Raw genomic sequence first — 25,564 nt, 5'->3', positions numbered from 1 at the left:
AATTTGCTCGAGAGCGTCTCTGAAAAATAGCGCAATAGTTTTTCAGCGCCTTCTTAGCGCCTGATAATCGAATTTTATGCCAGCTGCAAACATGGGGAATGTTTAGATCATGCTAAAGAAATTGCTTGTCGCCAGTGTTATCTCCACGAGTCTGCTCAGTAGCCTGCCTGTTCTGGCTGAAGACAAGCCAATTCTCAATGCTTCGTATGATGTCGCGCGTGAAGTATTTGCCGCAATCAACCCCAAGTTCGTCGCCAAATGGAAAGCTGAAACCGGCAAGGATTTGGTGATTGATCAGTCGTTCGCCGGTACTTCGCGTCAGGCGCAAGACATCATTCAAGGTAAAAAGGTTGATATCGTCACGTTCAACCAAGTCACCGATATCGACATTCTCGCCAAACGCGGTCTGGTGCGCAAAGACTGGGCCAAGCAGTTCCCTAACAACAGCTCGCCGTATTACAGCACCACTGCTTTTCTGGTGCGCAAAGGCAACCCGAAAAACATCAAGAACTGGGATGATTTGGCGCGCGAAGATGTGAAGCTGGTATTCCCTAACCCGAAAACCTCGGGCAATGCGCGTTACAGCTATTTGGGTGCTTGGCTGTATGCCAACGAGAAATTTGCCGGTGATGAAGACAAAATCAAAAGCTTCGTCGCTAAAGTTCTGCACAACGTACAAAACTTCCCTACTGGCGGTCGCGCGGCCACTGTAGCCTTTGCTCAGAATGGCCAAGGTGATGTGCTGCTGACATTTGAATCTGAAGTGGTCAACATCGCCAACAGCGATGAATTCAAGTCCGGCGAATATGAAATCGTGGTACCGCCAGTTAGCGTTCTGGCTGAATTTCCGGTCGCGTTGGTTGATAAAGTCGTCGACTCCAAAGGTACGCGTGAGGTTTCAAAAGCCTTCCTTGAGTTCCAGTACACCAAAGAAATCCAGCAACTGCTGACCACCTTCAACTACCGCGTGCACAATCCGGAAGTTGTAGCAGCAACGGCCAGCCAGTTCCCGCAAGTGCGCCTGATCAACCCGAATGAAGTGCTGGGCACCTGGGATGAGATCACCGCGAAACACTTCGCATCAAATGGTGTACTGGATCAGTTGCTGGCTGAAGGCCGCTGATAGTCCTTTGCTTTGAGTTGTACAATAAGCCACGACTTTAGTTGTGGCTTATTCGTTCGGGAATATGAGCTTGCAAACCTCTCCGCGTTTTTTCCTGCAGAAACCCTTGCTTCCAGGTTTTGGCCTGAGCTTTGGCTTCAGCACCTTTTATATTTCACTGGTCATTCTGTTTCCGCTGTCGGCGCTGCTAGTTTATGTCAGCGATATGGGCTGGGCACAGTATTGGCAGGCGATCAGTGACCCTCGCGTGGTGCAAAGTTATAAGGTGACCCTGAGCGGTGCCTTCTACGCCACCATTGCTACCGTGCTAATCGGCATGTTATTGGCGTGGATCATTACCCGCTATGAATTCCCAGGCAGACGCTTGGTCGATGCATTTATCGACCTGCCATTTGCCTTGCCGACTTCAGTGGCTGGCTTAACCTTGGCCACGTTACTGGCGCCGAGTGGCTGGCTGGGCGCATGGCTTGACCCTTTGGGCATCAAGCTGGCCTATGCCTACCCCGGCATCATGATCGCCATGATCTTTACCAGCCTGCCATTTGTTGTGCGCACCGTGCAGCCGGTGATGCAAGACATGGGGCACGAATACGAAGAGGCTGCCAGAACGCTGGGCGCCAACCGCGTGCAAACCTTCTTCCACGTGATACTCCCGACTTTACTGCCCGCGTTATTGACTGGCGCCTCGCAATCGTTCATTCGCAGCCTCGGTGAGTTTGGTGCGGTGATCATGCTGGCCGGCAATATTCCGTTTAAAACCGAAGTTTCCTCGCTGATGATTTTTATCCGTCTGCAAGAGTTCAACTACCCTGCAGCCGCCGCAATTGCGTCGGTCATCCTGCTGGTGTCTCTGACACTGCTGTTTAGCTTGCAAGTACTACAGGGCCATCTTTTCAAATGGCAACGGCAAGGCAAATGAAAAAACCTCAACACTGGCATCAATGGCTGCTGATCGCGCTTGGCTTGAGCCTTGTCATCCTGATTCTGCTGGTGCCTTTGCTGTTGATTTTCAGCAAGGCGCTGTCGGGCGGATTGGCTCTGTTGTGGGGCAACCTCAATGAAGACTACATGCTGCATGCCATCGGCCTGACGCTAATGGTTGCGGCCATGACCGTACCGATCAATCTGGTGTTCGGCATACTGTTGGCGTGGTGCATCACTCACTATGACTTCCGTGGCCGCAAAGTACTGACCACATTTGTCGACATCCCTTACGCAGTCTCCCCTGTTGTGGCAGGCCTTTGCTATTTGGTGGTGTATGGCATCGAAAGCACACTGGGCCAATGGTTCTACGATAACGACATCCAAATAATGTTCGCCTGGCCCGGCATTGTCATGGTCACCGTGTTCGTCACCGCGCCTTATGTGGCCCGCATTCTGATTCCCGTCATGCAAGCCCAGGGGCAGGATGAAGAAACCGCTGCGCTGTGTCTGGGCGCAAATGGCTGGCAGATATTCCGCAATATCACCCTGCCCAAAATCAAGTGGGCATTGCTCTATGGCGTCGTGGTAACCAACGCCCGTGCAGTCGGTGAATTCGGCGCAGTATCGGTCGTATCAGGCACCATTATTAACCAGACACTGACCTTGCCCTTGCTGGTTGATCAACTCAACAACGACTACAAGACCGCAGCAGCCTTCACCGCAGCCGCCCTGCTTGCACTGATGGCATTGCTCACGTTGCTGCTGAAAACCTTTATGGAATGGCGCCAGCGCACCTTGATGCAACGAGCAGAAGCCCAGTAATTGATTCACCTAGCGCCCCGACGCACTTTGCGCCAACCTGACATAGACCGAGACTGAAACGGCCAACAAAAAACTGGGATATTCGATCAAGCCTGTGCTAAAAACTGCGCAGGCGCATCAGGCTTTAACCCGCCTTCTCGCACATTTGGGTGCGGCAGCTTGAGCCGTTTTACTACGCCGTTATGATCGGAGCCCATGAGCGAATCCTTTGTAACTCGCCAACCTTGCCCACCCGGCGCCTGCGACTGCGGGCGTGAGCAACTGGAGACGACTTCAGGGGCGGACGTGCGCATCCTGCGATTGACCCGCCATGAAGAAAAGCGCCTGCTCGAGCGACTTGAAAATATCCAGAGCCTTGAAGACCTCGAACGCCTGCAAGCGCGCATCTATGAGCAGTTGGGTGTACGCGTGAGTGTAGCGCCCGGTTTTAATGAAGTACGCAGCATGCGCGGCATCGCCATTGAGATCGCCGAACTGACCGGGCTGTGCCGCAAAACCCGCCAATCAATACCGGCAGCTATTCGCCGAGGGCTGGAGAAACATCCAGAGATCGCCTTCCGCCTGCTTGATAGCCACGACTTGCTGCGCGACACATAGCCCAGTTCAAGCCTCGCTGGCGGCGTGTTTGAGGTGATTAAGACGCTGCTCACTCAGCTGTTTCAACAACAGGATGATCAGCGCCAGCAGCAATAACAAACTGGCAACGCTGAATGCCGCAACATGGTTGTATTCGTTGTAGAGAATCTCGACATGCAGCGGCAGCGTATTGGTGTAGCCACGGATATGCCCGGAAACCACCGAAACAGCGCCAAACTCACCCATCGCCCGCGCGGTACAGAGCACCACACCGTAGATCAGCCCCCACTTGATGTTGGGCAAGGTGACGTGCCAGAACATTTGCAAGCCATTAGCGCCGAGCAAGCGGGCGGCTTCCTCTTCCTGGGTACCCTGCTCCTGCATCAATGGAATCAGTTCGCGAGCCACGAATGGCACGGTGACGAACACTGTTGCCAGAATGATTCCAGGCAGGGCGAAAACAATTTGAATATTGCGCGCCTGCAACCACTCACCGAAAAAGCCCTGGGCGCCAAACAACAACACATAAATCAAACCTGCAATTACCGGCGATACCGAGAACGGCAAATCGATCAGCGTGACCAGCAGGCTTTTGCCACGAAACTCATATTTGCTCACCGCCCATGCGGCGCAGACGCCAAACAACAGATTAAGCGGCACGGAAATGCCCACTGCCAGCAAGGTCAACTGCAATGCAGACAAAGCATCAGGCTCTAATATGGCACTGATAAAAACCGTCCAGCCCTGCTTCAATGCAGCGCTGACAACCACGCCCAGTGGCAGCAACAGGAATAATCCAAACACCAGCCACGCCGCTGTTATCAGCAAGGGTTTGCTTGGATTATTGCTGCGCCTGAGCGGGCGACTTGAAGACGACAAGACACTCGATTGCGATGACATGACCTGCCCTCAAGTTTTAATAATTCTGCGCTGCAGCAGATTAATCAGCAGCAGCAAAGCAAATGAAACCACCAGCATCAGCACACCAATCGCGGTAGCGCCGTGATAGTCATATTGATCGAGCTTGACCATGATCAGCAGCGGTAAGATTTCAGTTTTCATCGGCATATTGCCCGCAATGAAAATCACCGACCCGTACTCGCCCACGCCTCGCGCAAAGGCCAATGAGAAACCGGTCAGCCAGGCTGGCAGCATGGCTGGCAAGAGCACATGGCGCACAATCTGCAGCGGCTTGGCGCCCAGGCATGCGGCAGCTTCTTCTATCTCGCGAGGAATATCAGCCAGCACCGGCTGCAGGGTGCGCACCACAAACGGCAAGGTGACGAACGTCAGCGCCAGGGTGATTCCCAGCGGGGTGTAGGCGATTTTCAAACCAATGTCGCTGGCCAGCTTGCCAATCAAGCCGTTGGGCGCATACAAGGCGGTCAACGCGATACCTGCAACAGCGGTGGGCAAGGCAAATGGTAAGTCGATCATGGCTTCGATGACCTTGCGCCCGGCAAACTCATAACGCACCAACACCCAGGCCAACAAGGCGCCAATAAGTGCATTGATCAAGGCGGCGGCAAAGGCCGTGCTAAAGCTCAACTTAAGTGCGGCACGCACACGCGGTGCAGAGATGATTGCCCAGAAATCAGCCCACGAAAGCTGCGCCGCATGGACGAACATCGCCGCCAAGGGGATCAGCACCAGCAAGCTCAGGTACAGCAGGGTAAAGCCCAGCGTTATGCCGAAGCCGGGTATAACGGGGGACGTTCGACGCAGCATGATCAATCCTTAACAAACAACCACACAGGCGCAGTACAACTTTAAGTAAGCTGCACTGCACAACTGCAATTGTGGGCCTGGCCCGCTGACTACTGGACCTGATAGATCTGGTCGAACACACCGCCATCGTTAAAGAACTTCGGCTGCGCGGTTTTCCAGCCTGCAAAATCCTTGTCGATGGTGACCAGTTTCAAAGCCGGGAATTGCTTGCTGAATTCGGCGGCAATTTGTGGATTGCGCGGGCGATAAAAATGTTTGGCGGCAAGACGCTGACCTTCATCGCTGTATAGGTATTCGAGGTAAGCCTGCGCCACATCCCGCGTACCTTTGCGCTCGACGTTTTTATCGACCACCGCAACAGGAGGCTCGGCAAGAATAGACAGTGAAGGTGCGACAATTTCAAACTGATCACCCCCCTCTTCCTTCAGCGCCAGAAACGCTTCGTTCTCCCAAGCCAGCAATACATCGCCAATTTGATTGTTCACAAAGGTGATGGTGGAGCCGCGTGCGCCGGTGTCCAGTACCGGCACGTTGCTATAGAGCTTCTTTACAAAATCCTGTGCCTGTTCGTCACTGCCAAAATGCTGTTTTGCATAAGCCCAGGCTGCGAGGAAATTCCAGCGTGCTCCACCCGATGTTTTCGGGTTTGGCGTGATGACCGACACCCCCGGCTTGATCAGGTCATCCCAATCCTTGATGGCCTTGGGGTTACCTCTGCGCACTAGGAAAACAATGGTCGAGGTGTAGGGCGTGCTTGATTGCGGCAAGCGTTGCTGCCAGTTTTCAGGGATCAACTTGCCGATACGATGCAACTCGTCGATATCACCGGCAAGCGCCAGGGTGACAACGTCAGCCGGTAGACCATCAATCACCGCACGGGCCTGCTTACCTGAGCCTCCATGGGATTGCTGAACCTTGATCGCTGGATGCCCCTGCGCCTGCCAATGTTTATTAAATGCAGCATTGAACTCGCTGTAGAACTCACGAGTTGGATCGTACGAAACATTCAACAGGGTTTGCGCTGCGGCGACGGGGCCCACAATGAACGCGCTCGCCAGGGCGGCGAAGGTAAGACGACGAATGGACATGATGCTGCTCCTAAGCACAGACTTCTGGTTTTATTCGGGGCATGGCCGCAAACAGCTGGGCTGATTAACGGCTGCAATACCGGTGCGTGTTGGGTTATCACGCCCTCCGGTGGTCCAGTCGGGCTATGGTGAAAGCTGGGAACTCTTTGAAAACTACTGCGCTCGCTACCTGTTCAGAGCCCCTGAACTCAGGAAGCGGCTACTCAACTGACGAGCTCCGCCAAACCTATTGGTTTGCGGTTACCAACCTGAATTTTTCTTTGCGCTCTATTTGCACCACTTGGCCGTCATGCACGGCAATCTCTACTGAACCAAACTTGAGGCCATTGAGCGCATTTTTGATTTCGCGCAACACCTGAGCGTCGTCCAAGTGGCTCGATTTTTTTTCTTTCACAGTCATTGCCAGGCTCCTGTCCCACACCCTGATCTTTGCCTGCGGGTGGGTGTGGCTCGATAGTAGGAGAGCCTTTTTATTCTTAAAAATACTATTTATTCACATATATATTCTTTTTAAGAATAAAAACCTGATCACCTTCCTGTCCAGCGCAACACAAAAGAATAAGAAAATAATTTTTTATTCTTTTATTAACCAATCAAGATTACCTACCCTGCTTGCGTCAAACACTCAATGAGCCAAGCCCATGCCTGAACAATCGATTCGCTACTTAATAATTCCAGGCTGGCATGGCTCACCTGCAGGACATTGGCAAAGCCACTGGCAACGCGTGCTGCCGAACAGCAGCCGGGTCGAGCAGGACAACTGGCAATACCCACAAAAAACCAGCTGGGTTGAGCAATTGCAGCGTGCAATTGCAGATGACACACGGCCAGTCGTGCTTATCGCCCATAGCTTGGGCTGTGTAACCGTGGCTCATTGGGCCGCGCAAGCACCTAAAGAGCTGATCAACCGAGTGCTGGGTGCGCTGCTGGTTGCTCCAGCCGATGTAGAGCGACTCAACTGCCCTGGCCCACTGCTCAACTTTGCGCCTATCCCAAGTGCCCAACTGCCCTTCCCCAGCCAACTGATTGGCTCAGACAACGACTCGGCAGCCAGTGCTGAGCGCGCCCTTCAACTGGCGCAAAATTGGGGGAGTGAAGTATCGATTCTGCGGGGAGTCGGGCATATCAATGTGTCATCGGGCCATAGCCGCTGGGAGCAAGGCTTCAGTCATCTTTACCGTCTACAGCGCCAGTTAGAGCAAAACATTCGAAAAACGGCTTAGCCCTCGCGATACAGCCTGCTCGCTACGCGGGCACCGTCCGTGCGCCTCAAAACAAAATCCATACATTGCTGAAACCCCTCTAAACCGGCGATTTCACGCCTGATTTATACGCTGTTTGACGCCCAGCACATCCAGAGTTACGCTTAACGTAATTCAATTACACAAAAATAAAACCATGCACACTGACGACCTCGCCTACTTATCGGGCTTTGCCAACCACCTCAGCAGTGAAGCGCTGCCGGGCGCCTTGCCGGTCGGGCAAAACTCGCCGCAAAAAGTCCCTTACGGCTTGTATACCGAACTGCTTTCGGGCACGGCATTTACTGTGCCTCGTGCAGACTCACGACGCACCTGGATGTACCGCATCAAGCCGTCGGCCAATCACCCGGCGTTTAAGCGCATGGATAAGCAAATTTGCGGCGGCCAGTTAGGCCCTGTCACGCCAAATCGCCTGCGTTGGAACCCGCTGCAAATACCTGAAGCGGCAACTGATTTCATTGACGGTTTGGTCACCCTCGCCGCCACCAACGCTGCCGATCAGGCAAGCGGCGTCAGCGTGCATATCTACCGGGCTAATTGCTCGATGACGCGCGTGATGTTCGACGCCGATGGCGAGCTGTTGATTGTGCCGCAGGAAGGTCGCCTGCGAATCGCCACGGAGCTTGGCCTGCTTGTTGTCGAGCCACTTGAAATCGCGGTTATTCCGCGGGGCATGAAATTTCGCGTCGAACTGCTCGACGCCAGTGCACGCGGCTATATCTGCGAGAACCACGGCAGTGCTTTCCATTTGCCTGAGTTGGGGCCGATTGGCAGCAATGGCTTGGCCAATCCGCGCGATTTTTTAGCGCCAGTCGCGCACTTTGAGAACAGCGACGAACCCGTCCAATTAGTACAGAAGTTTCTCGGTGAGTTGTGGGCAACGCAGCTCGATCACTCACCGCTGGATGTGGTCGCCTGGCATGGCAATAACCTGCCCTATAAATATGATCTGCGCCGCTTCAATACCATTGGCACTGTCAGCTTTGATCATCCAGATCCATCGATTTTCACCGTCCTGACCTCACCGAGCAACACGCCGGGCCAAGCTAACGCAGATTTTGTTATCTTCCCGCCGCGCTGGATGGTGGCCGAAAACACCTTCCGCCCGCCGTGGTTCCATCGCAACCTGATGAATGAGTTCATGGGCTTGATCAAGGGTGCGTACGACGCCAAAGCCGATGGTTTCTCGCCCGGCGGCGCCTCACTGCATAACTGCATGAGTGCCCATGGACCAGACAACACCACCACGACTCAAGCCATAGCTGCGGATTTGCAGCCGCATAAAATCGATAACACCATGGCCTTCATGTTTGAGACCTGCAATGTGCTGCGCCCAAGCCAACACGCACTGCAATGCCCTGAGCTGCAGGCTGATTACGATGCATGCTGGTCTGGCATGAGCAAGACCTTCAATCCTGACCAGGCTTAACTCCCCCCAGCGTCCGGCTCAGGCGCAATTGATCCTGAGCCGGTGCACGCCTCGCCGACGCCCCGCTTGACCTTTGCATACAGATCCTTAGTATGCCGCGCTTTTCACCTCTCCCAGCCCCTTGATGCACCTCGCAACAGCAGGCCTTGATGCTGACTAAACAGCGCTTGCTTTGCGGCGCCCCAAACTGATGCAAAACTGTCCTTTTGGTCAGAAAAATGGCCGTTAATGGCGCCTGCGCACTTGATCACTCTGTAACCAAACACAGCAAAAAAACCCGAAAAACACGACTTATAGCCGCGTAAAGACAAAAAATCGCTAATTGGCTTTGTTTTTGCTCTAGAAGCGACAGCCTGACCGAATAGACAGGTTTAAAACTATAATTCTGCGCACCAGGAGCACCATCCGATGAACCGTTTGATCCCTACTCTGATGTTAGCCGGCGGGCTTCTGGCTGGCGGCCAGGCTGTTGCTGGCGATTACCTGCACTGGCAAAACAACAGCCTCACCTATCTGTACGGCGAGAACTTCAAGGTCGACCCTGAAGATCAACAAACCCTGTCGTTTGAACATGCCAGCGGCTGGAGTGTCGGTGACCTGTTCTTCTTCATCGATGGCATCACCTACAACAGCGCCGAACGCAATGGCGCCGGTGACTCCAGCACTTTCTACGGCGAGTTTGCACCGCGCCTGTCGTTCGGCAAGCTGTTCAATAGCAAGCTGGAGTTCGGCCCAGTCAAAGACGTACTGCTGGCCATGACCTATGAGTTTGGCGAGGACGACACCGAGTCATACCTGATCGGCCCTGGCTTTGATCTGGCGATTCCCGGCTTCGATTATTTCCAGATCAACACCTATCTGCGCACCACAGATGGCAAAAGAGATGGCGATAACGTCTGGCAGATCACGCCAGTCTGGAGCTACACCATCCCCGTGGGTAACTCGGATATCCTGATTGACGGCTATATGGACTGGGTGGTTGACAATGACAACAGCTATCACGCCAACCTGCACTTCAACCCACAGGTCAAATACGACTTGGGCAAAGCTCTGAGCTGGGGCGAAAAACAGCTGTATGTGGGTATCGAATACGATTACTGGAAAGACAAATACGGTATCGATAACGACAGCTATCTCGGCGATACCATCCTTGATGGCACTAACCAGAGCGCGACCAATTTCATCGTGAAAGTGCATTTCTAAACGCAAATCACGCAGACCAATGCACGATTGGTCTGCGTGATTTGCACCCAGCTCACAGCGCCTAAGCCATCTGTCCAATGCCGCTGCCGACACTTGTGTGATTAGATGAGCACATCTGCATACAAGGACACGACATGTCTTCGCGCACTCTGCTGCTCACCGCACTGGCGATGCTGGCATTTGCTGGTAACTCGATTCTTTGCCGACTCGCATTGAAAGCCACTGAAATAGATGCCGCGAGCTTTACCAGCGTGCGTATTGTCGCGGGCGCAATCACCCTAATGATCATCCTGCGCTTAAAAGACGCCGCGCAGCCACTGGCTGGCAGTTGGCCGGGTGCGTTGGCGCTGACGACTTATGCGGCGGCCTTTTCATTCGCCTATATCAACCTTGATGCGGGCAGCGGTGCACTGCTGCTGTTTGGTGCTGTCCAACTGAGCATGATCGCCTGGGGATTTTATCGCGGTGAACGCTTTGGTGTGGTCACTACTGCCGGCCTGGCCCTGGCACTCGTGGGGCTTATTGCATTACTGCTACCCGGAGCCAATACGCCTGTACTGAGTAGTGCCTTGCTGATGTTGTTATCTGGAATGGCTTGGGGCGCTTATTCACTGATGGGCCGCGGTGCGACAGACCCGTTGGCAACGACCGCCGGGAACTTCTTACGGGCAGTGCCGATTGCATTAGCCATCAGTGTTGTTTTAATTAGCCGTTCGCAGTGGGACACTGCAGGCGTGGGCTACGCGGTGCTATCAGGCGCACTCACATCTGGCGTCGGCTATGCGATCTGGTACAGCGCATTGCGCGGTTTGAAGTCTTTTCAGGCAGCCACAGTACAACTGAGCGTGCCGATATTGACTGCGCTAGCAGGCAGTTTGTTGCTTGGTGAGGCGCTGACATTGCGCCTGTTACTGAGCTCAGCGGCGGTGCTCGGCGGTATCGCCATAGTTCTTGCGGCGAAACAGCGCAGCACAGCCTAAATAAATGTTTGTGGTCTATCACCATGGCGCTGCATGCTGTACGCCAGCTAAATGTTTGCATAATTGAAGGGAACCTCAGCCATGCTCAGCATCACCTCCTCGCCCATTCGCACGCTACTTCGAGCCGCTCTGGTCAGCTTTTTTATTATCAGCTTGGCGGCCTGTAGCAGCCTGAGTCCCCGTGACCCGGTAAAAATCGACCTCGTTGGTATCGAGCCATTACCCGGCGAAGGTTTGGAAATGCGTTTTTCGGTAAAACTACGGGTACAAAACCCAAATGACAGCGCCATTGATTACAACGGCATCGCCCTGGACTTGGAAGTGAATGATCAGCCATTGGCCAGCGGTGTCAGTGATCAGAGCGGGCAAGTGCCGCGCTTTGGTGAAGCGGTTATCAGCGTGCCGGTGACCATCTCAGCGTTTTCGGCAATGCGTCAGGCAATGGGTGCATCGCGTTTCCAACCAGGTCAAGGTTTACCTTATGAGCTCAGTGGCAAGTTCGCTGGCGGCCTGTTCGGCACATCCCGCTTTAGTGATTCAGGCACATTGACCTGGCCAGACCCAAACAGGCTAGCGCCTTGAACTAGCTTGGCTGCGGGTCACTTATAACCACGCAATTGCGACCCGCCTCCTTGCCTTCATAAAGCGCTGTATCAGCACGCTTAATCAAGTCCGCCAGTTGTTCATTCGGCATCAGCATCGCCACACCCAAGGTCAATTGCATCTCAAGCTCAACATCGAGTGCTTGCAAGGTTGCCGCAGCAACCTCCACTCTTATCCGCTCAGCCACTTGCATGGCCCCGAGTAAATCTGTGTGTGGCAATAAAATCAAAAACTCTTCACCGCCCCAGCGACAGCAGCTGTCCGAATCACGGGCAATCGTGCGGATCAGATCGCTGACATGCCGCAAGGCAGCATCTCCAACGGGATGGCCGTGACGATCGTTGATCAATTTAAAATTATCAACATCAGCCAGAATCACCGACAGCGGGTACTGCTGACGCCAGCTTAGTAAAATTGCCTGCTCCGCCAGTTGCTCCATTCTGCGACGATTGACCAACTGTGTAAGTGGATCGTAAGCCGCGAACCGCTGCAGCTCGGACTGGATTCGCGAGACAGTGACAAAGTGGGTAAAGGTCAACAGTGATATCGTGACGAAGCAAATCAGCAAGTTCAAAACGCGCAGCTGCTTCAGCGCCTCAGCGCTCATATGGCTATTAGCACTGCCACGTATTTCGAGCTCGTATACAAACATGCCAACGGCCATCATCAGACAGATCAATACCTTGAGCTTAAGCCCGATGCGCCCGGCGAATATCACCAGCGGAATCAGCGCCATAGCCAGATATTGAAAGCCTGCAAGTGGGCCGAAGTGCTCAGAAAACAGTATGAGATAGGCCGTAACCGTTGCAAACAGCACGAGCACACTTGGTAGAAATACTGCGAATGAACGTTGCCGCGAGCACAACGGATAGAGTGGCAACTGAACAAACATAGCCAAAAGGCTGAACTGCCACCAATGGCTTTGGTTAAGCCATAGCAATATCGCGTGCAGTGGGTTCACCACCATTATGATGAGAATGCCCCTCTGCACAAAAGAGCGGAAAGTCATCCTTATAAAGTCAGTGTCGAGCGGGTCTCGCTCTACCCCAGATAAGAAAGATGACATATGCGTGTTCTCCAGTGATCCAATAGCAGCTGGCAGCGCCAGCATGGATACGACATCTGTGCTAGCAGTGAGTACTTAATCGCATGCAGCCGGCGTCAAATCAGCCCATACAGAAGAGTTAACTGAGATAAGACAATCAAAAAGTGAGAACACGCTTTATTTTTAGCCCCGCTGAGAATTCCGGCGCTAAGAGCGACTGCGGCAAACATAATCGTAATAGCCATTGCTGTGACAATCCTTTGTTACGTTAATAGCGCTGCTTGTAGCCCTTAGGTAAATGCATTTCAGCCCCCATTCGAGTTGTCTCGAAAGCTGGAAGCACCAACCAGTTGCTCACCCACAACACGAAAACTTCCGTATTTACGCCTCTTTCCTCTCGTCTGCCGTCGCTCGCTACCTTTTTCAAAGGTTCCTTAGCTGAGCGCTGGAATTACGACCCGTAATAATCAGAAAAATTGCAACGTGTGTAATGCAACTATATTCTTTAAGCATTGCTTTGCTATTTAAACGCCTATTTGATTAATCAAAGCAGTCATTTGAAGTCTATTTGTAAATAGTTGTCTGCGTTGACACTGATATTTATAACGAATAAAAAAAGCATCATAACGCTTATAGAATAGCCCAACCGCAACCATCCAAACCTAACCAAAAGACTAAGAGCCCACGAAAAAATCTGCACTAGATATTTTAGGGCAATCATCGCTGGGCTCCCGAGGGCCAAACCCAAGCTGTTAGCCCTCACATAGCGGCCACAGCCATCATGCCAAGAGATTATGAGCCACAGGAATTTCCAAGCCCTAGTCCAACTCAAAACAATCCATATCAACGTGGATAACCGCAACCCCGACAAAACCCTATACAATATATGGCCATTTAACAGACTGAACCCGAGGTCGCTTCGTGAGCACTCTGCCGCCATGCCCCAAATGCAACTCTGAATACACCTACGAAGACGGCACCATGCTGATGTGCCCTGAATGTGCCCATGAGTGGTCAGCGACTGCTGAAGACATGCCCGAAGACAGCAAAGTGATCAAAGACTCTGTCGGCAACGTCTTGCAAGACGGCGACACCATCACCGTGATCAAAGACCTGAAGGTCAAAGGTTCATCACTGGTAGTAAAAGTCGGCACCAAGGTCAAAGGCATTCGCCTGTGCGACGGCGATCATGATATTGACTGCAAAATTGACGGCATCGGTGCAATGAAGCTCAAGTCTGAATTTGTCAGAAAAGTTTGATCCACCACCTGCGCGAGTTCGAACCCTTGAGCCCGCGCAGGTGTAACGCACAGCCGCCGCTCTGTTCACAATCTTTAAATTATCTACAGGCTACTCCAGCGCAAACTGCACATTTTCGCCAGTATTAGCTAGCATCTGTACGGCTTAATCCTATTTAAGGCCAGTTGGAGCTCACTATGCGCTACCTTTTTATCGGTCTATTGCTGTGCCTCAGCGTGTCTGCATATGCGGCCCCATTGCTGGCAGTTGCCGATGAACAATTTGCGCCATACAGCTTTACCGAAGCGAATAGTGAAATACCGATGGGCCTGGACGTTGATTTGGTCAGTGCGGTCTTGAGCGAAGCAAGACTGGATTTCAGAATACGCCTGTACCCATGGCAACGCGTTAAACAAATGCTTGAGCAGCATGACGCCAATCTGGCATTTGCTTTTGCTGGTACAGCAGAGCGCAAAGATCAATACCTTCTTGTAGGCCCGCTACGTAGCGGTTCTACGGTATTTATGACTACTCATAAAACAGCCATAACTGATTGGCAAAGCCTCAATGACTTAATGCCCTATGTGGTGGGTCAAGTTCGAGGCTATGCCTATGCAACAAACTTTGACCATGCTGAGCTTTCGCGTGACACCAGCGCCCTAAACCCGAGACAACTTGTATCGATGCTACTGGCAGGCAGAATCGACATCATCGTCGGCGACAAGACCCAGTTGATGTATTTCGTGCATGAGCAAAACTCAGAGTCAAAAGTTCGAATTTTACCGCGCGCATTAGTCGAAATGCCGCGCTACGTTGCTTTCAATAAAGGCGACGAACAAAACGCACAAAGGTTCGCGAGCGCACTGCAACGCTTGAAAGATAACGGCAAACTGCACGCGATCCTCAAACGCTGGCAATACTATTGAAGGCCCGATGAGTTTTCAGCCAACCACTGCCGCACACGACTCAATGCCTGGACTTGGCGCTCTGCCCAATCACCTTGCAAGGTGATAAAAGGTTGCTGATGACGGACTAACCAGTCGCGGCAGTCCTCGAAAAAACCTATGCGCTCGGCCAATTGCGGCTGGCAGCGCTGACCATCGTCAACCCAAGGCACACCTTGTGGGTCGAGCAATAGATTCAGGTCATAGCGGCGCGCTAGCAGTGCATCTTCTATCCACGCTGGGCAATCGCCGAACAGCTCACGGCTCCACAACAAATTGCTCAGCAGATGAGTGTCGAGAATCAACAGTTCAGGCCGCTCGGCGCGGGCTTTGTCTTCCCAATCCAACTGCCCCTGAGCGATGGTTGAGATGTCTGCGTAACACGTGTCGCGCTGCTGTTGATCAATAAAATAGCGCACATACTCGCCAACCACGACGCCACCAAACTGCGCCTGCAGCGTAGCAGCCAACCAGCTTTTACCGGTCGACTCTGGCCCGGTCAGCACCAGCACCTTCATGCGTATTCAAGCTCAGGCGTTCGCCGCCAGCTTCGCCAGCCTTGTACTGCCAGCAGAGTAAACAGCGCATACAGCCCAGCCGTCAGGTACAGCTCTTTGCTGATGAACAGGCCGACAAAGATGACGTCAACAATGATCCACAGCGCCCAGCACTCCAGACGTTTTTGCGCCATCCAGACTTGTGCAACCAAACTGAACGCGGTGAGTGCCGCATCCAGCCAGGGCGAGGCCGCATCGGTATGAGTCGCCATCACATAGCCCAGAGTGACACTACCCAGCGCACCCAGTAGCAGGCTGCCAGCTAAGACTTTTGCACTCAAACGGCTGACCTGACGACCGCTATGATCGCCGCCGCCATGAGTCCATTGCCACCAGCCGTAGAGTTGCAGCGCGGCATAAACAACCTGCAGCAGCATGTCGGAATAGAGCTTTACTTCAAAGAAGATCCAGCTGTACATCAACACCATCACCAGTCCAACCGGCCAGCACCAGATGTTCTGTCTAACCGTCAACCACACGGCAATGACGCCGAGAGCGGCGGCTACGAGTTCAAGGGGTGACATACAAACCTCAGAGACAGAGCAGCTGTGCGCCACGCTGTAGTTCGATAATTTGCCGATTGTATCCAACTCTGCCGATTACTGCGCGCGCATCCGTTGATGACTGTCTTTGATAATTGGTGGGTAAAAAAGCGTTACCCACCCTACGCGAGCCCCCGATGGAGTCGGGTGTGACAACGCGGAGCCTGTCCACCAGCGGCCAAAGCCGCATATAAAAAGACCCGCCAAATATGACGGGTCTTTTTATTTACTAACGTTTCAGTGGCAACTTACGCAGCCCTGAAACAAGCCGCTGTTAACCGTTGCTTGGGAAAGCAAAGGAAGCCGCTTCATGGCTAGCGCGTTGTGGCCAGCGCTGAGTGATTGCTTTGCGGCGGGTGTAGAAACGCACACCATCCGGACCATAGGCGTGCAAGTCGCCGAACAGCGAGCGCTTCCAGCCGCCGAAGCTGTGATAAGCGACCGGCACTGGCAGCGGCACGTTGACGCCAACCATGCCGACTTCGATTTCATCGCAGAACAAACGTGCGGACTCACCGTCGCGGGTGAAGATACAAGTGCCGTTGCCGTACTCGTGATCGTTGATCAGTTGCATGGCTTCTTCGAGACTGTTGACGCGAACAACACAGAGCACAGGGCCGAAGATTTCTTCCTTATAAATACTCATCTCAGGTGTTACGCGGTCGAACAGGCAGCCACCAAGGAAGAAACCGTTTTCGTTGCCTGCAACGCTATAACCACGACCATCGACAACCAATTCCGCACCGGCTGCAACGCCAGCATCGACATAGCCCTTAACCTTGTCACGATGAACACCCGTCACCAGTGGGCCCATGTCCAGACCCGCTGAGGTGCCAGCACCGATTTTCAATGCCTTGATCTGCGGCACCAGCTTTTTGATCATCGCATCAGCAATTTGATCACCCACGCAAACGGCCACCGAAATCGCCATGCAACGCTCGCCACACGAACCGTAAGCCGCGCCCATCAGTGCGCTAACGGCGTTATCAAGGTCAGCATCCGGCATCAGCACCGCGTGGTTTTTCGCGCCGCCCAGTGCCTGAACGCGCTTGCCGCGCTTGGTGCCTTCGGAATAGATATATTCAGCAATCGGCGTCGAACCTACAAAGCTCAAGGCTTTGACTTCTGGCGCTTCGATCAGCGCATCAACCGCTTCCTTGTCGCCATGCACAACATTCATCACGCCTTTTGGCAAACCGGCTTCTTGCAGTAACTGAGCGATATACAGCGTCGAGCTTGGATCGCGCTCGGATGGCTTGAGGATAAAGCAGTTGCCGCAAACGATTGCCAGTGGATACATCCACAATGGCACCATCGCCGGGAAGTTAAACGGGGTGATACCGGCGACTACGCCAATCGGTTGAAAATCGCTCCATGCATCGATATTCGGACCAACGTTACGGTTGTATTCGCCTTTGAGGATTTCCGGCGCGCCGCATGCATACTCAACGTTCTCGATACCACGCTTCAATTCACCGGCGGCATCTTCAAGGGTCTTGCCGTGTTCTTCACTGATCAGCTTCGAGATAGCGGCTTCATGCTGCTCAAGCAGTTGCTTGAAGCGGAACATGATCTGCGCACGCTTGGCCGGCGGCGTGTTGCGCCAAGCCGGGAAAGCAGATTTGGCTGAGTCGATTGCTTGCTGGATAGTTGCGCGATCAGCCAATGCAACCTGATGAATAACCTCGCCTGTAGACGGATTAAACACGTCTGCGGTGCGGCCAGTACCGGCAACTGCTTCGCCATGGATTAAGTGATTAACTACGCTCATGGAATTCTCCGTTAGCAAATATTTTAAGACGGTTGAAGCGGCTTCAACTCGCTCGGTATCAAGAACAGGTGACCGCTTGTAGCCGCCACCCTAAAATCTACTGCGCTGCTTTAATCTCAGTCTCGACAAACACCACTTCGTGCTCGCTGGCATTGACCACATTGTGCTCAACGCCCGCTTTGCGAAAGTAGGCTTGACCGGCAACCAAGGTTGCATGCTTATCGCCTTCAGGCGTTTCCAGCAGCAGCGTGCCTGCAGTCATTGGCACCACCACATAATCGTAGCCGTGGCGATGAGCGCCGGTTTCGCTTCCCGGCGCAAACCACCATTCGGTCACGATAACATCGCTGTTATCAACCTGAACGGTTGCCACCGCTTGCATGCGCTTTGTCATTAATCGACACCTTGCAGCGCTTGACCGACGGCATCGAAGACGCGGTCGAGGTCTTCACGCTTGGCATTGAAGGTTGGGCCAAACTGCAGGGTATCGCCACCGAAGCGCACGTAGAACCCAGCTTTCCATAGCGCCATGCCTGCTTCGAACGGACGGATAACTGCATCACCATCGCGTGGAGCCAACTGAATAGCTCCAGCCAGACCGCAGTTGCGGATATCCACAACGTGCTTAGCGCCTTTCAAGCCATGCAGCGCATTGGCAAAGTGCGGTTCGATTTCAGCCGATTGCTGCACCAGGTTTTCACGCTTGAGCAACTCAAGCGAAGCTAGGCCCGCAGCACAGGCAACGGGGTGCGCTGAATAGGTGTAACCATGGCTGAACTCAACCATATGCTCGGGCGATGGCTGGTTCATAAAGGTTTGATAGATTTCATTAGAGGCAATCACCGCGCCCAGCGGAACCGCGCCATTGGTGATCTGCTTGGCGGTGTTCATGATGTCCGGCGTCACACCAAAGTATTCCGCGCCCGACCATTTACCCATGCGCCCGAATGCGGTGATCACCTCATCAAAAATCAGCAGGATATTGTGCTGAGTGCAGATTTCACGCAGACGCTGAAGGTAACCCACTGGAGGAACCAGCACGCCAGCTGAACCTGACATTGGCTCGACGATGACCGCGGCAATGTTCGACGCATCATGCAACTCGATCAACTTGAGCAGCTCATTTGCCAGCTCAACGCCGCCGGTTTGCGCCATGCCCTTGGTGAAGGCCATGCCCGGCTGCAACGTGTGCGGCAGGTGATCGACATCCATGAACTGACCGTACATTTTACGGTTGCCGTTGATACCACCGAGGCTGGTACCGGCAATGTTTACCCCGTGATAACCACGGGCACGGCCGATGAATTTGGTCTTGGCCGGTTGACCTTTCAGACGCCAATAGGCTTTGGCCATTTTCACTGAAGTATCAGCACACTCGGAACCAGAGCTGGTAAAAAACACATGGTCGAGACCGGCAGGCAACAGATCAGCCAATTGCTCAGCTAACTGGAACGACAGCGGGTGACCGTATTGGAAGCCTGGCGAGTAATCCAGCGTGCCCAACTGCTTGGCAACCGCTTCCTGAATTTCTTTACGCGAGTGACCAGCCCCGCATGTCCACAAACCCGAAAGGCTGTCGTAGATCTTGCGCCCCTTGTCATCCGTCAGCCAGCTGCCTTCGGCAGACACAATAAAACGTGGGTCGCGATGGAAGTTACGGTTGGCGGAAAACGGCATCCAGTGAGCATCCAGCTTGAGCTGGCTGGTCAATGGAGGAGTAGCGGTCTGGGGCATGTTCATGGGACGGCCTCGCTAGAAGACAATGTTCGGACGTGAAGTACGCTTGCCATCAAAGGTGCCACGGGCATAAAGTTGGTAAAACTCAACTCTTCATATCTTTAGTTAACCGGCCACTAAACTAATGAGCACTCGTCGCCCTGATCCGCTTGCCCAAGTCAGTGACTTTGATATTCGTCTGTTAAAACTGTTTCGTAGCGTAGTCGAATCCGGCGGTTTTTCGGCTGCCGAAAGCGTGCTAGGCATTGGCCGCTCAGCGATCAGCCAGCAAATGAGCGACCTCGAACAACGTTTGGGCCTGCGCCTCTGCCAGCGGGGTCGTGCCGGGTTTGCTCTGACTGAAGAGGGCCGCGAAGTGTTTCAGTCGACTCAACAATTACTCGCTGCGTTGGAAAGCTTCCGCACTGAAGTCAACGGCCTGCACCAGAATCTGCGTGGCGAACTGAATATCGGCTTGACCGACAACCTGGTCACCGTGCAGCACATGCGCATCACCAACGCCCTTTCGCGGCTCAAGGAGCGTGGCCCGGATGTGCGGGTCAATATCCGCATGACGCCACCCAGCGAAGTCGAACAAGGCGTGCTCGACGGTCGCTTGCATATTGGTGTGGTGCCGCAATCCGGCGCCCTTTCAGGGCTCGACTACCAACCCCTGTACGATGAGCGCTCACTGCTCTACTGCGCGGTCGGCCACCCGCTGTTTTATGCCGACGATCAACAACTCGACGATGAGCGCTTAAACACGCAGGACGCTATCGCCCCAACCTTTCGCTTGCCATCAGAAATACAGACGCACTATCAAGTGCTCAACTGCACCGCCAGTGCCTCCGACCGCGAAGGCATGGCGTTCCTGATTCTGACCGGGCGCTACATCGGTTACTTACCAGACCACTACGCCAGCGCATGGGTGCAACAAGGTCGCCTGCGCGCATTAAAAGCTGACACTCGCTTCTATGATTTGAATTTAGCGGCAGTGACCCGTAAAGGTCGTCGTCCGCACTTGGTGCTTGAAAGCTTTCTCGAAGCGCTAGAAGCCGTCAGCTGAACCTGTTTCAGAGATTCAGGCAACACACTGCAGATTTGATTTTGACTGAAGAGCACTTGCCTGGCCGCGGTGAGTTGAGAGCAATCACCTTCAAGCAGTGACACCGCCAGAAGCGCAAACGGTAAACGCTGAAAGGGTTGCGACCGCATAGATCGACACAGCCAGTAACAACTCGTTTAGTTCTGCGTTCTATGGCTGGTAGTCATCAGTCTATGATTCTACGATGCGCCTGCTGCGCACCATTCACAAGGAGGACCCCATGTCCAGCCGTCGCCACTTTATACAGCGCAGTGCTGCCTTGCTTGGTTTAGCTGCCGCAGCGCCTTTGCTACCGAACTTCGCCTTCGCCAGCGAACCCAGCCAATTACTGCGTCGCAAAATACCGACCAGCGACGAAATGCTCCCTGTTATTGGCTTGGGGACCTCAGGCACCTTTAACGTAACCCCGAATGAATCGGGGATTAACCCGCTCGATTTGGTCATGCGCAACTTTATCAACGGTGGTGCAACGCTTATCGATACCGCCCCAAGCTACGGCACCGCCGAGGCCGTCACCGGCTTGTTGCTCAAGCGTATCGATACCCAGCGCAAGGCATTCCTGGCGACCAAACTATCGGCAACCGGCCGCGATAACGGCCTAGCCCAATTCAACTCCAGCCTGGAGAAATTACAGACCGACAAAGTAGCTCTGTTGCAGGTGCATAACCTGCAAGATACCCAAACCCAGATGCAGTTGATGGGCGAGCTTAAAGAGCAAGGCAAAATTCGCTACACAGGCATAACCCACTACCTGGAATCAGCCCACGACGACCTGCTAGCGGCGTTGAAGCAACACAAGCCTGACTTTGTACAACTCAATTATTCGATCGGCGAACGCAACGCCGAAAAACACCTGCTGCCGTACTGTGCCGATAACGGCATTGCCGTGCTGGTCAATCGCCCCTTTATGCGCGGTCAATTGCTCAGCAAGGTCAAGGGCCAGTCGTTGCCGGGCTGGGCGATTGATACCGATGCAACTTCATGGGCGCAACTGCTGCTTAAATTCATCCTCGCGCACCCTGCAGTAACCGCGGTACTGCCGGCCACGTCCACGCCTCGCTACGTGACCGACAACATCAAGGCGGGCATGGGCAGACTGCCCGATGAAGCACTACGCGAGCGAATCGTTCAGGCATTCAGTTGATGAAAACTGCGCGTAAGCTCCAGCCGTTTTTATGATCCCCGCTCAGCGGTTAGCCAGCGCCATCAATGCAAAACCCGAAGAGCTGCTGGCTGCGCTGAGCGGATTCGCCCTGTTTTTGTGCCTGTTCAGTGGCTATTTCATGCTGCGCCCGATACGCGAGGCGATGGGCATCGTTGGCGGCGTGGACAATCTGCAATGGCTGTTCAGTGCCACCTTTGTGTTGATGTTGATCGCCGTGCCGTTGTTCGCCTGGCTTAACTCACATGTGCCACGCGAGCGCTATATCGACTGGGTCTACGGTTTTTTCATCCTCAATTTATTGGGCTTTGCAGCGTTATTCAGCCTGATTGAACGCGATGTCTGGTTGGCCCGCAGCTTTTATGTTTGGTTGTCGGTCTACAACCTGTTCGTGGTTTCCGTGGCCTGGAGCCTGATGAGCGATGTCTTCGACAGCCAGCAAGCCAAACGCCTGTTTGCCTTTATCGCGGCCGGTGCCAGTACTGGCGGCTTGATCGGCCCAGCCTTTGGCGCGTTGCTGATCAGTGTACTTGGCGAAAGTGGCTTGATGGTTTGCGCAGCAGCACTGTTGGCGCTGGCCTTGCTCAGCAAAGGCTACCTGATGCATTGGCGCGCCATCAGCGGTGCAGGAAGACCGGGTGCAATACACAACGAAAACCCACAAAAACCCGTGCTGGGCAATCCTTTCAGCGGCTTCACTCAAGTCGTGCGCTCACCTTATTTACTGGGCATCAGCGCATTTGTGATTTTGCTGGCCACCGCCAGCACCTTCCTCTATTTCGAGCAGGCGCGTTTGGTGGCTGAAACCTTTACCGACCGTGACGAGCAAGTCCGTGTATTTGGCCTGATCGACTTTACTGTGCAGGCGTTGTCACTGCTCGCGCAGCTGTTTATTACCGGGCGTATCGCTCAGCGTTTTGGTATTCGTGCCCTGCTCGCAGGCGTGCCGTTTTTAGTCTGTTTGGGGTTTATCGGTTTGGCGCTGGCACCAACCTTCGCCATGCTCGCGGCCTTGATGATTGTACGGCGCGTAGGCGAATACGCTTGCGTGCGCCCGGGCCGTGAAATGCTCTTCGCACCACTTGATGCGCAGACCAAATACAAAGCCAAGAACTTTATCGACACCGTGGTCTACCGCGCCGGTGATGCCGCCAGCGCCTGGGCCAAGGCGCTGATCGACAATCTGGCTAACGGCGTAATGGTTGCTGCGCTGGCCGGAGCCCTGTGCGCGGCAGTTTGGGGATTGCTTGGCTGGTATCTGGGCGGGCAGCGTGAACAACACAAGCAACAAGCCGAGGCCAAAGCAGACATCTAAAGATCCAGCACCAACGCATTGCTCGAACAGCTGGAAACGCATGGCATTATCCATTCGCCTGACGCACGCTCCGCATCCGACAGATACTGGTCATGATGATCAACTTCACCGCTGACAACCCGGGTCATACAGGCGCCACACATGCCCATGCCACAAGAAGTGGTGATTTCCACGCCAACTCGCGCAGCGGCTGCCACCAAGGTTTCCCCTGAGTTAACGGCGACCTGCTTGCCACTCTTGGCCAACCACAATTGCACTCTTTGCGCCTGATTGGCGGCGGCGTGCTCTGGCGCTTGCAAATGAGTCTGGAAATGCTCGCGGTAAAGCACCTCGCTCGGCCAGCCGACGGCCCTTGCCGATTCGAACACACAATCCATAAACCCCGCAGGACCGCAGCTGTATAGCAGGCTATCAGGCTGACGGTTAGCCAACAGCGCAGGTAATCGCAGGGCGATTTCGACACTGGATAAACCACTGAACAAGCTGACATCCGGTTGCGTTCGCAACTCGTCGAGAAACGCACTCTGTGCCCGGCTGCGACTGAAGTAATACAAATGGACCGGTCGTTGCTGCGCCCGGCAGGCGCGGTACATGGCCAACAACGGCGTCACGCCGATACCCGCCGCGAGCAGAACCACGGGCGCAGTGCCCGGCGCCAAAGCAAACAGATTGCGCGGCACGCCAACCTGCATGCGAGATCCCAGGCGCAACTGTTCATGCAGCCATTGCGAACCGCCACGGGAATCAGGCTCACGCTTGATAGCCAAGCGCAAACAGCCTTCCTCGGCCAGGTTGGTCAAGGAATACTGGCGCACCAAGCCACTGCCCAGTTGCAGATCGACATGGGCTCCAGGGGTCCAGCTAAAGGGCAAGCCATCGTCATTTAGCGGGCACAGTTCAAGGCCAAGAATGCCTTCGGCTTCCTCACGTAAACCGCGAACTTTCATCTCGACCCAGCTCATGCGCGCAACCCTGCGCGCTGCTGCAGACCACGCACTGCTGCAGCCGCTTCACGGCCTAAAGCAGCCATGTCCAGCCCGGCGATATGATCATTCTCCACCACCCGCTTACCGCCGACCAACAATGCCTGCAACCGGGCGCGACCGCCACAGGCGACCGGAGCAATGGCTAAATCATGCAGGCCAAAATAGCGAGGATCATCCAGGGCATAAATCGCCAGATCCGCCGCCATGCCAACGGCCAGGCCACCTAAGGCATCCAGCCCAAGCACCTTGGCGCCGCCGGTGCTGCCCCAACGCACCACGTCTTCAATGCTCGCCGCATCAGCACCACCTTCGAACTGGCCACCTGCATAGCGCGGCTCAGCCAACTGGCCTTTACGGGCGCGCTGCAACAACCAGGCAGCATGGGTTTCACTGAGCATGTCAGCCGCCTCATTCGATGCCGCGCCGTCCACACCAATCGACACCGGCACCCCGGCTGCCTCCAGCGCAACAATGTCGGCAATACCACTGCCGAGTCGCCCGTTACTCTGCGGGCAATGGGCGATACCGGTGCCGGTTTGGCCGAGCATGCGAATTTCATCAGGCAATAACTTGACCAGATGCGCAAACCAGACGTCAGTGCCTAGCCATTCATATTCAGCGCAGAACTGCACCGGCGTCATGTTGAACTTGCCGCGAGCCGCATCCAGATAATCCACGGTTTCAGAAAGATGGCTGTGCATGCGAATACCCAACTGGCGGGCAGCACGGGCGGTTTCGCGCAGCTCATCCGGCGTGGTCGAGTGCAGCGTGGTGGTCGGCGCCATGACGATACGCCGGTATGAATCGGCTGCCGGATCGTGATATCGCTGAGTCAGGCGGGCGACATCGGCCAGATAATCATCAATTTTTTCCGGGCGCATGGCTTGTGGCAACTCGGCTTCAAGCTGACGCGTCTGCGTGGCGCCTCCCCGGCATAGAACAAAGCGCAAGCCCAGTGCCTCGGCCTCTTCAAAAAGAATCGCGGCGCTGTCAAAGGGCATGCCCGGGTAATACAAGTAATGGTGATCGGCGACAGTGGCGCAGCCCGAACGCGCCAGTTCGACCAAACCAATGCGCACCGCCAAGCGGAAGCTCTGCTCATCAAAGGCCCCCCGAAAGCGGTAAGGCGTCGAGGCCAGCCATTGGGTCAGGCTCTGGTTAAGCCCTTGTGGCTCACCCTTGAGCAAGGATTGGAACAGGTGATGATGGGTGTTGACCCACGCCGGGTACACCACGCAATCGCGGGCATCAATTTGCGCCTCGCCGACCTGTGGCTGTAACTGACCAATCGCAGCAATACGCCCGCCAATTACCCGGATATCTGGCCCGTCAGCCCGTGCTGCGCTGCCAGACAAACCAGTCATGATGGCGCTGGCGTTGCGGATCAGCCAACTGTTGTTCGCATTCATTAAGTCTCTCCTGATCAAGCTGGCGGTAGCCAGCC

General features: G+C 54.3%; 26 protein-coding genes. 14 read left to right on the top strand and 12 right to left on the bottom strand.

Annotated features, from left to right (window positions below):
- The first annotated feature begins 109 nt into the window (after positions 1-109).
- From cysP to ACN0UH_RS11135, 4 genes are all read left to right on the top strand, one after another.
- Positions 110-1,123, top strand: coding sequence for a thiosulfate ABC transporter substrate-binding protein CysP (gene cysP, locus ACN0UH_RS11150; protein ID WP_417662107.1), 1,014 nt, complete (start codon positions 110-112; stop codon positions 1,121-1,123).
- Positions 1,124-1,187: 64 nt separating this feature from the next.
- Positions 1,188-2,042: a sulfate ABC transporter permease subunit CysT gene (gene cysT, locus ACN0UH_RS11145; protein WP_417662106.1), complete on the top strand. Its 855-nt coding sequence runs from the start codon at positions 1,188-1,190 to the stop codon at positions 2,040-2,042.
- Positions 2,039-2,869 carry a sulfate ABC transporter permease subunit CysW gene (cysW, locus tag ACN0UH_RS11140; RefSeq protein WP_417662105.1) on the top strand — a complete coding sequence of 277 codons (831 nt, stop codon included), beginning with the start codon at positions 2,039-2,041 and terminating at the stop codon, positions 2,867-2,869. The genes cysT (ACN0UH_RS11145) and cysW (ACN0UH_RS11140) overlap by 4 nt, the downstream gene beginning before the upstream one ends.
- Positions 2,870-3,064: 195 nt before the next feature.
- Entirely contained in the window at positions 3,065-3,466 is a 402-nt protein-coding gene (locus ACN0UH_RS11135; RefSeq protein ID WP_417662104.1) for a hypothetical protein, read from the top strand.
- 6 nt (positions 3,467-3,472) lie between these two features.
- Here the strand turns inward: ACN0UH_RS11135 and cysW (ACN0UH_RS11130) are convergent, their stop codons facing one another.
- The 4 genes from cysW (ACN0UH_RS11130) to oscA form a co-directional block, all read right to left on the bottom strand.
- A complete protein-coding gene (gene cysW / locus ACN0UH_RS11130; RefSeq protein WP_417662103.1) occupies positions 3,473-4,345 on the bottom strand; it encodes a sulfate ABC transporter permease subunit CysW in 873 nt (290 codons plus the stop codon).
- Between the two features lie 9 nt (positions 4,346-4,354).
- On the bottom strand, positions 4,355-5,173 hold the full coding sequence (gene cysT / locus ACN0UH_RS11125) for a sulfate ABC transporter permease subunit CysT (protein WP_339516316.1): 819 nt from the start codon (positions 5,171-5,173) through the stop codon (positions 4,355-4,357).
- Positions 5,174-5,262: 89 nt separating this feature from the next.
- Positions 5,263-6,261 carry a sulfate ABC transporter substrate-binding protein gene (locus ACN0UH_RS11120; protein WP_417662102.1) on the bottom strand — a complete coding sequence of 333 codons (999 nt, stop codon included), beginning with the start codon at positions 6,259-6,261 and terminating at the stop codon, positions 5,263-5,265.
- Positions 6,262-6,487: 226 nt separating this feature from the next.
- A complete protein-coding gene (gene oscA, locus ACN0UH_RS11115) occupies positions 6,488-6,661 on the bottom strand; it encodes a sulfur starvation response protein OscA (protein ID WP_417662101.1) in 174 nt (57 codons plus the stop codon).
- Between the two features lie 241 nt (positions 6,662-6,902).
- On the opposite strand from oscA, the gene ACN0UH_RS11110 reads away from it, so the two are divergent.
- From ACN0UH_RS11110 to ACN0UH_RS11090, 5 genes are all read left to right on the top strand, one after another.
- A complete protein-coding gene (locus ACN0UH_RS11110) occupies positions 6,903-7,484 on the top strand; it encodes an RBBP9/YdeN family alpha/beta hydrolase (RefSeq protein WP_417662100.1) in 582 nt (193 codons plus the stop codon).
- 175 nt (positions 7,485-7,659) lie between these two features.
- Entirely contained in the window at positions 7,660-8,952 is a 1,293-nt protein-coding gene (hmgA, locus tag ACN0UH_RS11105) for a homogentisate 1,2-dioxygenase (RefSeq protein WP_417662099.1), read from the top strand.
- 408 nt (positions 8,953-9,360) lie between these two features.
- Positions 9,361-10,155, top strand: coding sequence for an outer membrane protein OmpK (locus ACN0UH_RS11100; protein WP_417662098.1), 795 nt, complete (start codon positions 9,361-9,363; stop codon positions 10,153-10,155).
- Between the two features lie 134 nt (positions 10,156-10,289).
- Positions 10,290-11,135, top strand: coding sequence for a DMT family transporter (locus ACN0UH_RS11095; RefSeq protein ID WP_417662097.1), 846 nt, complete (start codon positions 10,290-10,292; stop codon positions 11,133-11,135).
- 81 nt (positions 11,136-11,216) lie between these two features.
- Positions 11,217-11,717: an LEA type 2 family protein gene (locus ACN0UH_RS11090; protein ID WP_417662096.1), complete on the top strand. Its 501-nt coding sequence runs from the start codon at positions 11,217-11,219 to the stop codon at positions 11,715-11,717.
- Position 11,718: 1 nt separating this feature from the next.
- Here the strand turns inward: ACN0UH_RS11090 and ACN0UH_RS11085 are convergent, their stop codons facing one another.
- Complete coding sequence (locus tag ACN0UH_RS11085; RefSeq protein WP_417662095.1) at positions 11,719-12,555, bottom strand: GGDEF domain-containing protein; 837 nt, start codon at positions 12,553-12,555, stop codon at positions 11,719-11,721.
- A 1,149-nt stretch (positions 12,556-13,704) separates the two neighbouring features.
- Here ACN0UH_RS11085 and ACN0UH_RS11080 point away from each other — a divergent pair.
- Entirely contained in the window at positions 13,705-14,043 is a 339-nt protein-coding gene (locus ACN0UH_RS11080; RefSeq protein WP_417662094.1) for a zinc ribbon domain-containing protein YjdM, read from the top strand.
- Between the two features lie 176 nt (positions 14,044-14,219).
- A complete protein-coding gene (locus ACN0UH_RS11075; protein ID WP_417662093.1) occupies positions 14,220-14,948 on the top strand; it encodes a substrate-binding periplasmic protein in 729 nt (242 codons plus the stop codon).
- On the opposite strand, the gene ACN0UH_RS11070 is transcribed toward ACN0UH_RS11075, so the two are convergent.
- The 5 genes from ACN0UH_RS11070 to ACN0UH_RS11050 form a co-directional block, all read right to left on the bottom strand.
- Positions 14,942-15,484, bottom strand: a complete 543-nt coding sequence (locus ACN0UH_RS11070; RefSeq protein WP_417662092.1) for an AAA family ATPase — start codon at positions 15,482-15,484, stop codon at positions 14,942-14,944. The two genes, ACN0UH_RS11075 and ACN0UH_RS11070, sit on opposite strands and share 7 nt — an antisense overlap.
- On the bottom strand, positions 15,481-16,047 hold the full coding sequence (gene pnuC / locus ACN0UH_RS11065) for a nicotinamide riboside transporter PnuC (protein ID WP_417662091.1): 567 nt from the start codon (positions 16,045-16,047) through the stop codon (positions 15,481-15,483). Before pnuC ends, ACN0UH_RS11070 begins: the two co-directional genes overlap by 4 nt.
- Positions 16,048-16,339: 292 nt before the next feature.
- Complete coding sequence (locus tag ACN0UH_RS11060) at positions 16,340-17,836, bottom strand: CoA-acylating methylmalonate-semialdehyde dehydrogenase (protein ID WP_417662090.1); 1,497 nt, start codon at positions 17,834-17,836, stop codon at positions 16,340-16,342.
- Between the two features lie 97 nt (positions 17,837-17,933).
- Complete coding sequence (locus tag ACN0UH_RS11055; RefSeq protein WP_417662089.1) at positions 17,934-18,230, bottom strand: cupin domain-containing protein; 297 nt, start codon at positions 18,228-18,230, stop codon at positions 17,934-17,936.
- The gene (locus tag ACN0UH_RS11050; RefSeq protein WP_417662088.1) at positions 18,230-19,576 is read right to left on the bottom strand and encodes an aspartate aminotransferase family protein; all 1,347 of its coding nucleotides are present in this window, start codon (positions 19,574-19,576) and stop codon (positions 18,230-18,232) included. The genes ACN0UH_RS11055 and ACN0UH_RS11050 overlap by 1 nt, the downstream gene beginning before the upstream one ends.
- A 121-nt stretch (positions 19,577-19,697) precedes the next feature.
- On the opposite strand from ACN0UH_RS11050, the gene ACN0UH_RS11045 reads away from it, so the two are divergent.
- The 3 genes from ACN0UH_RS11045 to ACN0UH_RS11035 all read left to right on the top strand — a co-directional run bounded on the left by ACN0UH_RS11045 (position 19,698) and on the right by ACN0UH_RS11035 (position 23,134).
- Complete coding sequence (locus ACN0UH_RS11045; protein WP_417662087.1) at positions 19,698-20,618, top strand: LysR family transcriptional regulator; 921 nt, start codon at positions 19,698-19,700, stop codon at positions 20,616-20,618.
- 259 nt (positions 20,619-20,877) lie between these two features.
- A complete protein-coding gene (locus ACN0UH_RS11040; RefSeq protein ID WP_417662086.1) occupies positions 20,878-21,801 on the top strand; it encodes an aldo/keto reductase in 924 nt (307 codons plus the stop codon).
- 31 nt (positions 21,802-21,832) lie between these two features.
- Positions 21,833-23,134 (top strand): NTP/NDP exchange transporter, encoded by a 1,302-nt coding sequence (locus ACN0UH_RS11035; RefSeq protein WP_417662085.1) that lies wholly within the window; start codon positions 21,833-21,835, stop codon positions 23,132-23,134.
- Here the strand turns inward: ACN0UH_RS11035 and ACN0UH_RS11030 are convergent.
- Positions 23,131-24,096 (bottom strand): PDR/VanB family oxidoreductase, encoded by a 966-nt coding sequence (locus tag ACN0UH_RS11030; RefSeq protein WP_417662084.1) that lies wholly within the window; start codon positions 24,094-24,096, stop codon positions 23,131-23,133. The genes ACN0UH_RS11035 and ACN0UH_RS11030 overlap by 4 nt on opposite strands.
- A complete protein-coding gene (locus ACN0UH_RS11025) occupies positions 24,093-25,529 on the bottom strand; it encodes an amidohydrolase family protein (protein ID WP_417662083.1) in 1,437 nt (478 codons plus the stop codon). The genes ACN0UH_RS11030 and ACN0UH_RS11025 overlap by 4 nt, the downstream gene beginning before the upstream one ends.
- Between the last annotated feature and the right edge of the window lie 35 nt (positions 25,530-25,564).

The sequence above is a fragment of the Pseudomonas sp. genome (genome assembly GCF_048265905.1).
Taxonomy (GTDB): Bacteria; Pseudomonadota; Gammaproteobacteria; order Pseudomonadales; family Pseudomonadaceae; genus Aquipseudomonas.
The sequence above is the reverse complement of the archived record's forward strand: the minus strand, read 5'-3'. Positions and strand labels throughout refer to the sequence as shown.

What these genes read in the sequence shown, in the direction of transcription:
- cysP (WP_417662107.1), top strand. Translation starts at nt 110, where the DNA reads ATGCTAAAGAAATTGCTTGTCGCCAGTGTTATCTCCACGAGTCTGCTC.
- cysT (WP_417662106.1), top strand. Translation starts at nt 1,188, where the DNA reads ATGAGCTTGCAAACCTCTCCGCGTTTTTTCCTGCAGAAACCCTTGCTT.
- cysW (WP_417662105.1), top strand. Translation starts at nt 2,039, where the DNA reads ATGAAAAAACCTCAACACTGGCATCAATGGCTGCTGATCGCGCTTGGC.
- ACN0UH_RS11135 (WP_417662104.1), top strand. Translation starts at nt 3,065, where the DNA reads ATGAGCGAATCCTTTGTAACTCGCCAACCTTGCCCACCCGGCGCCTGC.
- cysW (WP_417662103.1), bottom strand. Translation starts at nt 4,345, where the DNA reads ATGTCATCGCAATCGAGTGTCTTGTCGTCTTCAAGTCGCCCGCTCAGG.
- cysT (WP_339516316.1), bottom strand. Translation starts at nt 5,173, where the DNA reads ATGCTGCGTCGAACGTCCCCCGTTATACCCGGCTTCGGCATAACGCTG.
- ACN0UH_RS11120 (WP_417662102.1), bottom strand. Translation starts at nt 6,261, where the DNA reads ATGTCCATTCGTCGTCTTACCTTCGCCGCCCTGGCGAGCGCGTTCATT.
- oscA (WP_417662101.1), bottom strand. Translation starts at nt 6,661, where the DNA reads ATGACTGTGAAAGAAAAAAAATCGAGCCACTTGGACGACGCTCAGGTG.
- ACN0UH_RS11110 (WP_417662100.1), top strand. Translation starts at nt 6,903, where the DNA reads ATGCCTGAACAATCGATTCGCTACTTAATAATTCCAGGCTGGCATGGC.
- hmgA (WP_417662099.1), top strand. Translation starts at nt 7,660, where the DNA reads ATGCACACTGACGACCTCGCCTACTTATCGGGCTTTGCCAACCACCTC.
- ACN0UH_RS11100 (WP_417662098.1), top strand. Translation starts at nt 9,361, where the DNA reads ATGAACCGTTTGATCCCTACTCTGATGTTAGCCGGCGGGCTTCTGGCT.
- ACN0UH_RS11095 (WP_417662097.1), top strand. Translation starts at nt 10,290, where the DNA reads ATGTCTTCGCGCACTCTGCTGCTCACCGCACTGGCGATGCTGGCATTT.
- ACN0UH_RS11090 (WP_417662096.1), top strand. Translation starts at nt 11,217, where the DNA reads ATGCTCAGCATCACCTCCTCGCCCATTCGCACGCTACTTCGAGCCGCT.
- ACN0UH_RS11075 (WP_417662093.1), top strand. Translation starts at nt 14,220, where the DNA reads ATGCGCTACCTTTTTATCGGTCTATTGCTGTGCCTCAGCGTGTCTGCA.
- ACN0UH_RS11070 (WP_417662092.1), bottom strand. Translation starts at nt 15,484, where the DNA reads ATGAAGGTGCTGGTGCTGACCGGGCCAGAGTCGACCGGTAAAAGCTGG.
- pnuC (WP_417662091.1), bottom strand. Translation starts at nt 16,047, where the DNA reads ATGTCACCCCTTGAACTCGTAGCCGCCGCTCTCGGCGTCATTGCCGTG.
- ACN0UH_RS11060 (WP_417662090.1), bottom strand. Translation starts at nt 17,836, where the DNA reads ATGAGCGTAGTTAATCACTTAATCCATGGCGAAGCAGTTGCCGGTACT.
- ACN0UH_RS11055 (WP_417662089.1), bottom strand. Translation starts at nt 18,230, where the DNA reads ATGACAAAGCGCATGCAAGCGGTGGCAACCGTTCAGGTTGATAACAGC.
- ACN0UH_RS11050 (WP_417662088.1), bottom strand. Translation starts at nt 19,576, where the DNA reads ATGAACATGCCCCAGACCGCTACTCCTCCATTGACCAGCCAGCTCAAG.
- ACN0UH_RS11045 (WP_417662087.1), top strand. Translation starts at nt 19,698, where the DNA reads ATGAGCACTCGTCGCCCTGATCCGCTTGCCCAAGTCAGTGACTTTGAT.
- ACN0UH_RS11040 (WP_417662086.1), top strand. Translation starts at nt 20,878, where the DNA reads ATGTCCAGCCGTCGCCACTTTATACAGCGCAGTGCTGCCTTGCTTGGT.
- ACN0UH_RS11035 (WP_417662085.1), top strand. Translation starts at nt 21,833, where the DNA reads ATGATCCCCGCTCAGCGGTTAGCCAGCGCCATCAATGCAAAACCCGAA.
- ACN0UH_RS11030 (WP_417662084.1), bottom strand. Translation starts at nt 24,096, where the DNA reads ATGAGCTGGGTCGAGATGAAAGTTCGCGGTTTACGTGAGGAAGCCGAA.
- ACN0UH_RS11025 (WP_417662083.1), bottom strand. Translation starts at nt 25,529, where the DNA reads ATGAATGCGAACAACAGTTGGCTGATCCGCAACGCCAGCGCCATCATG.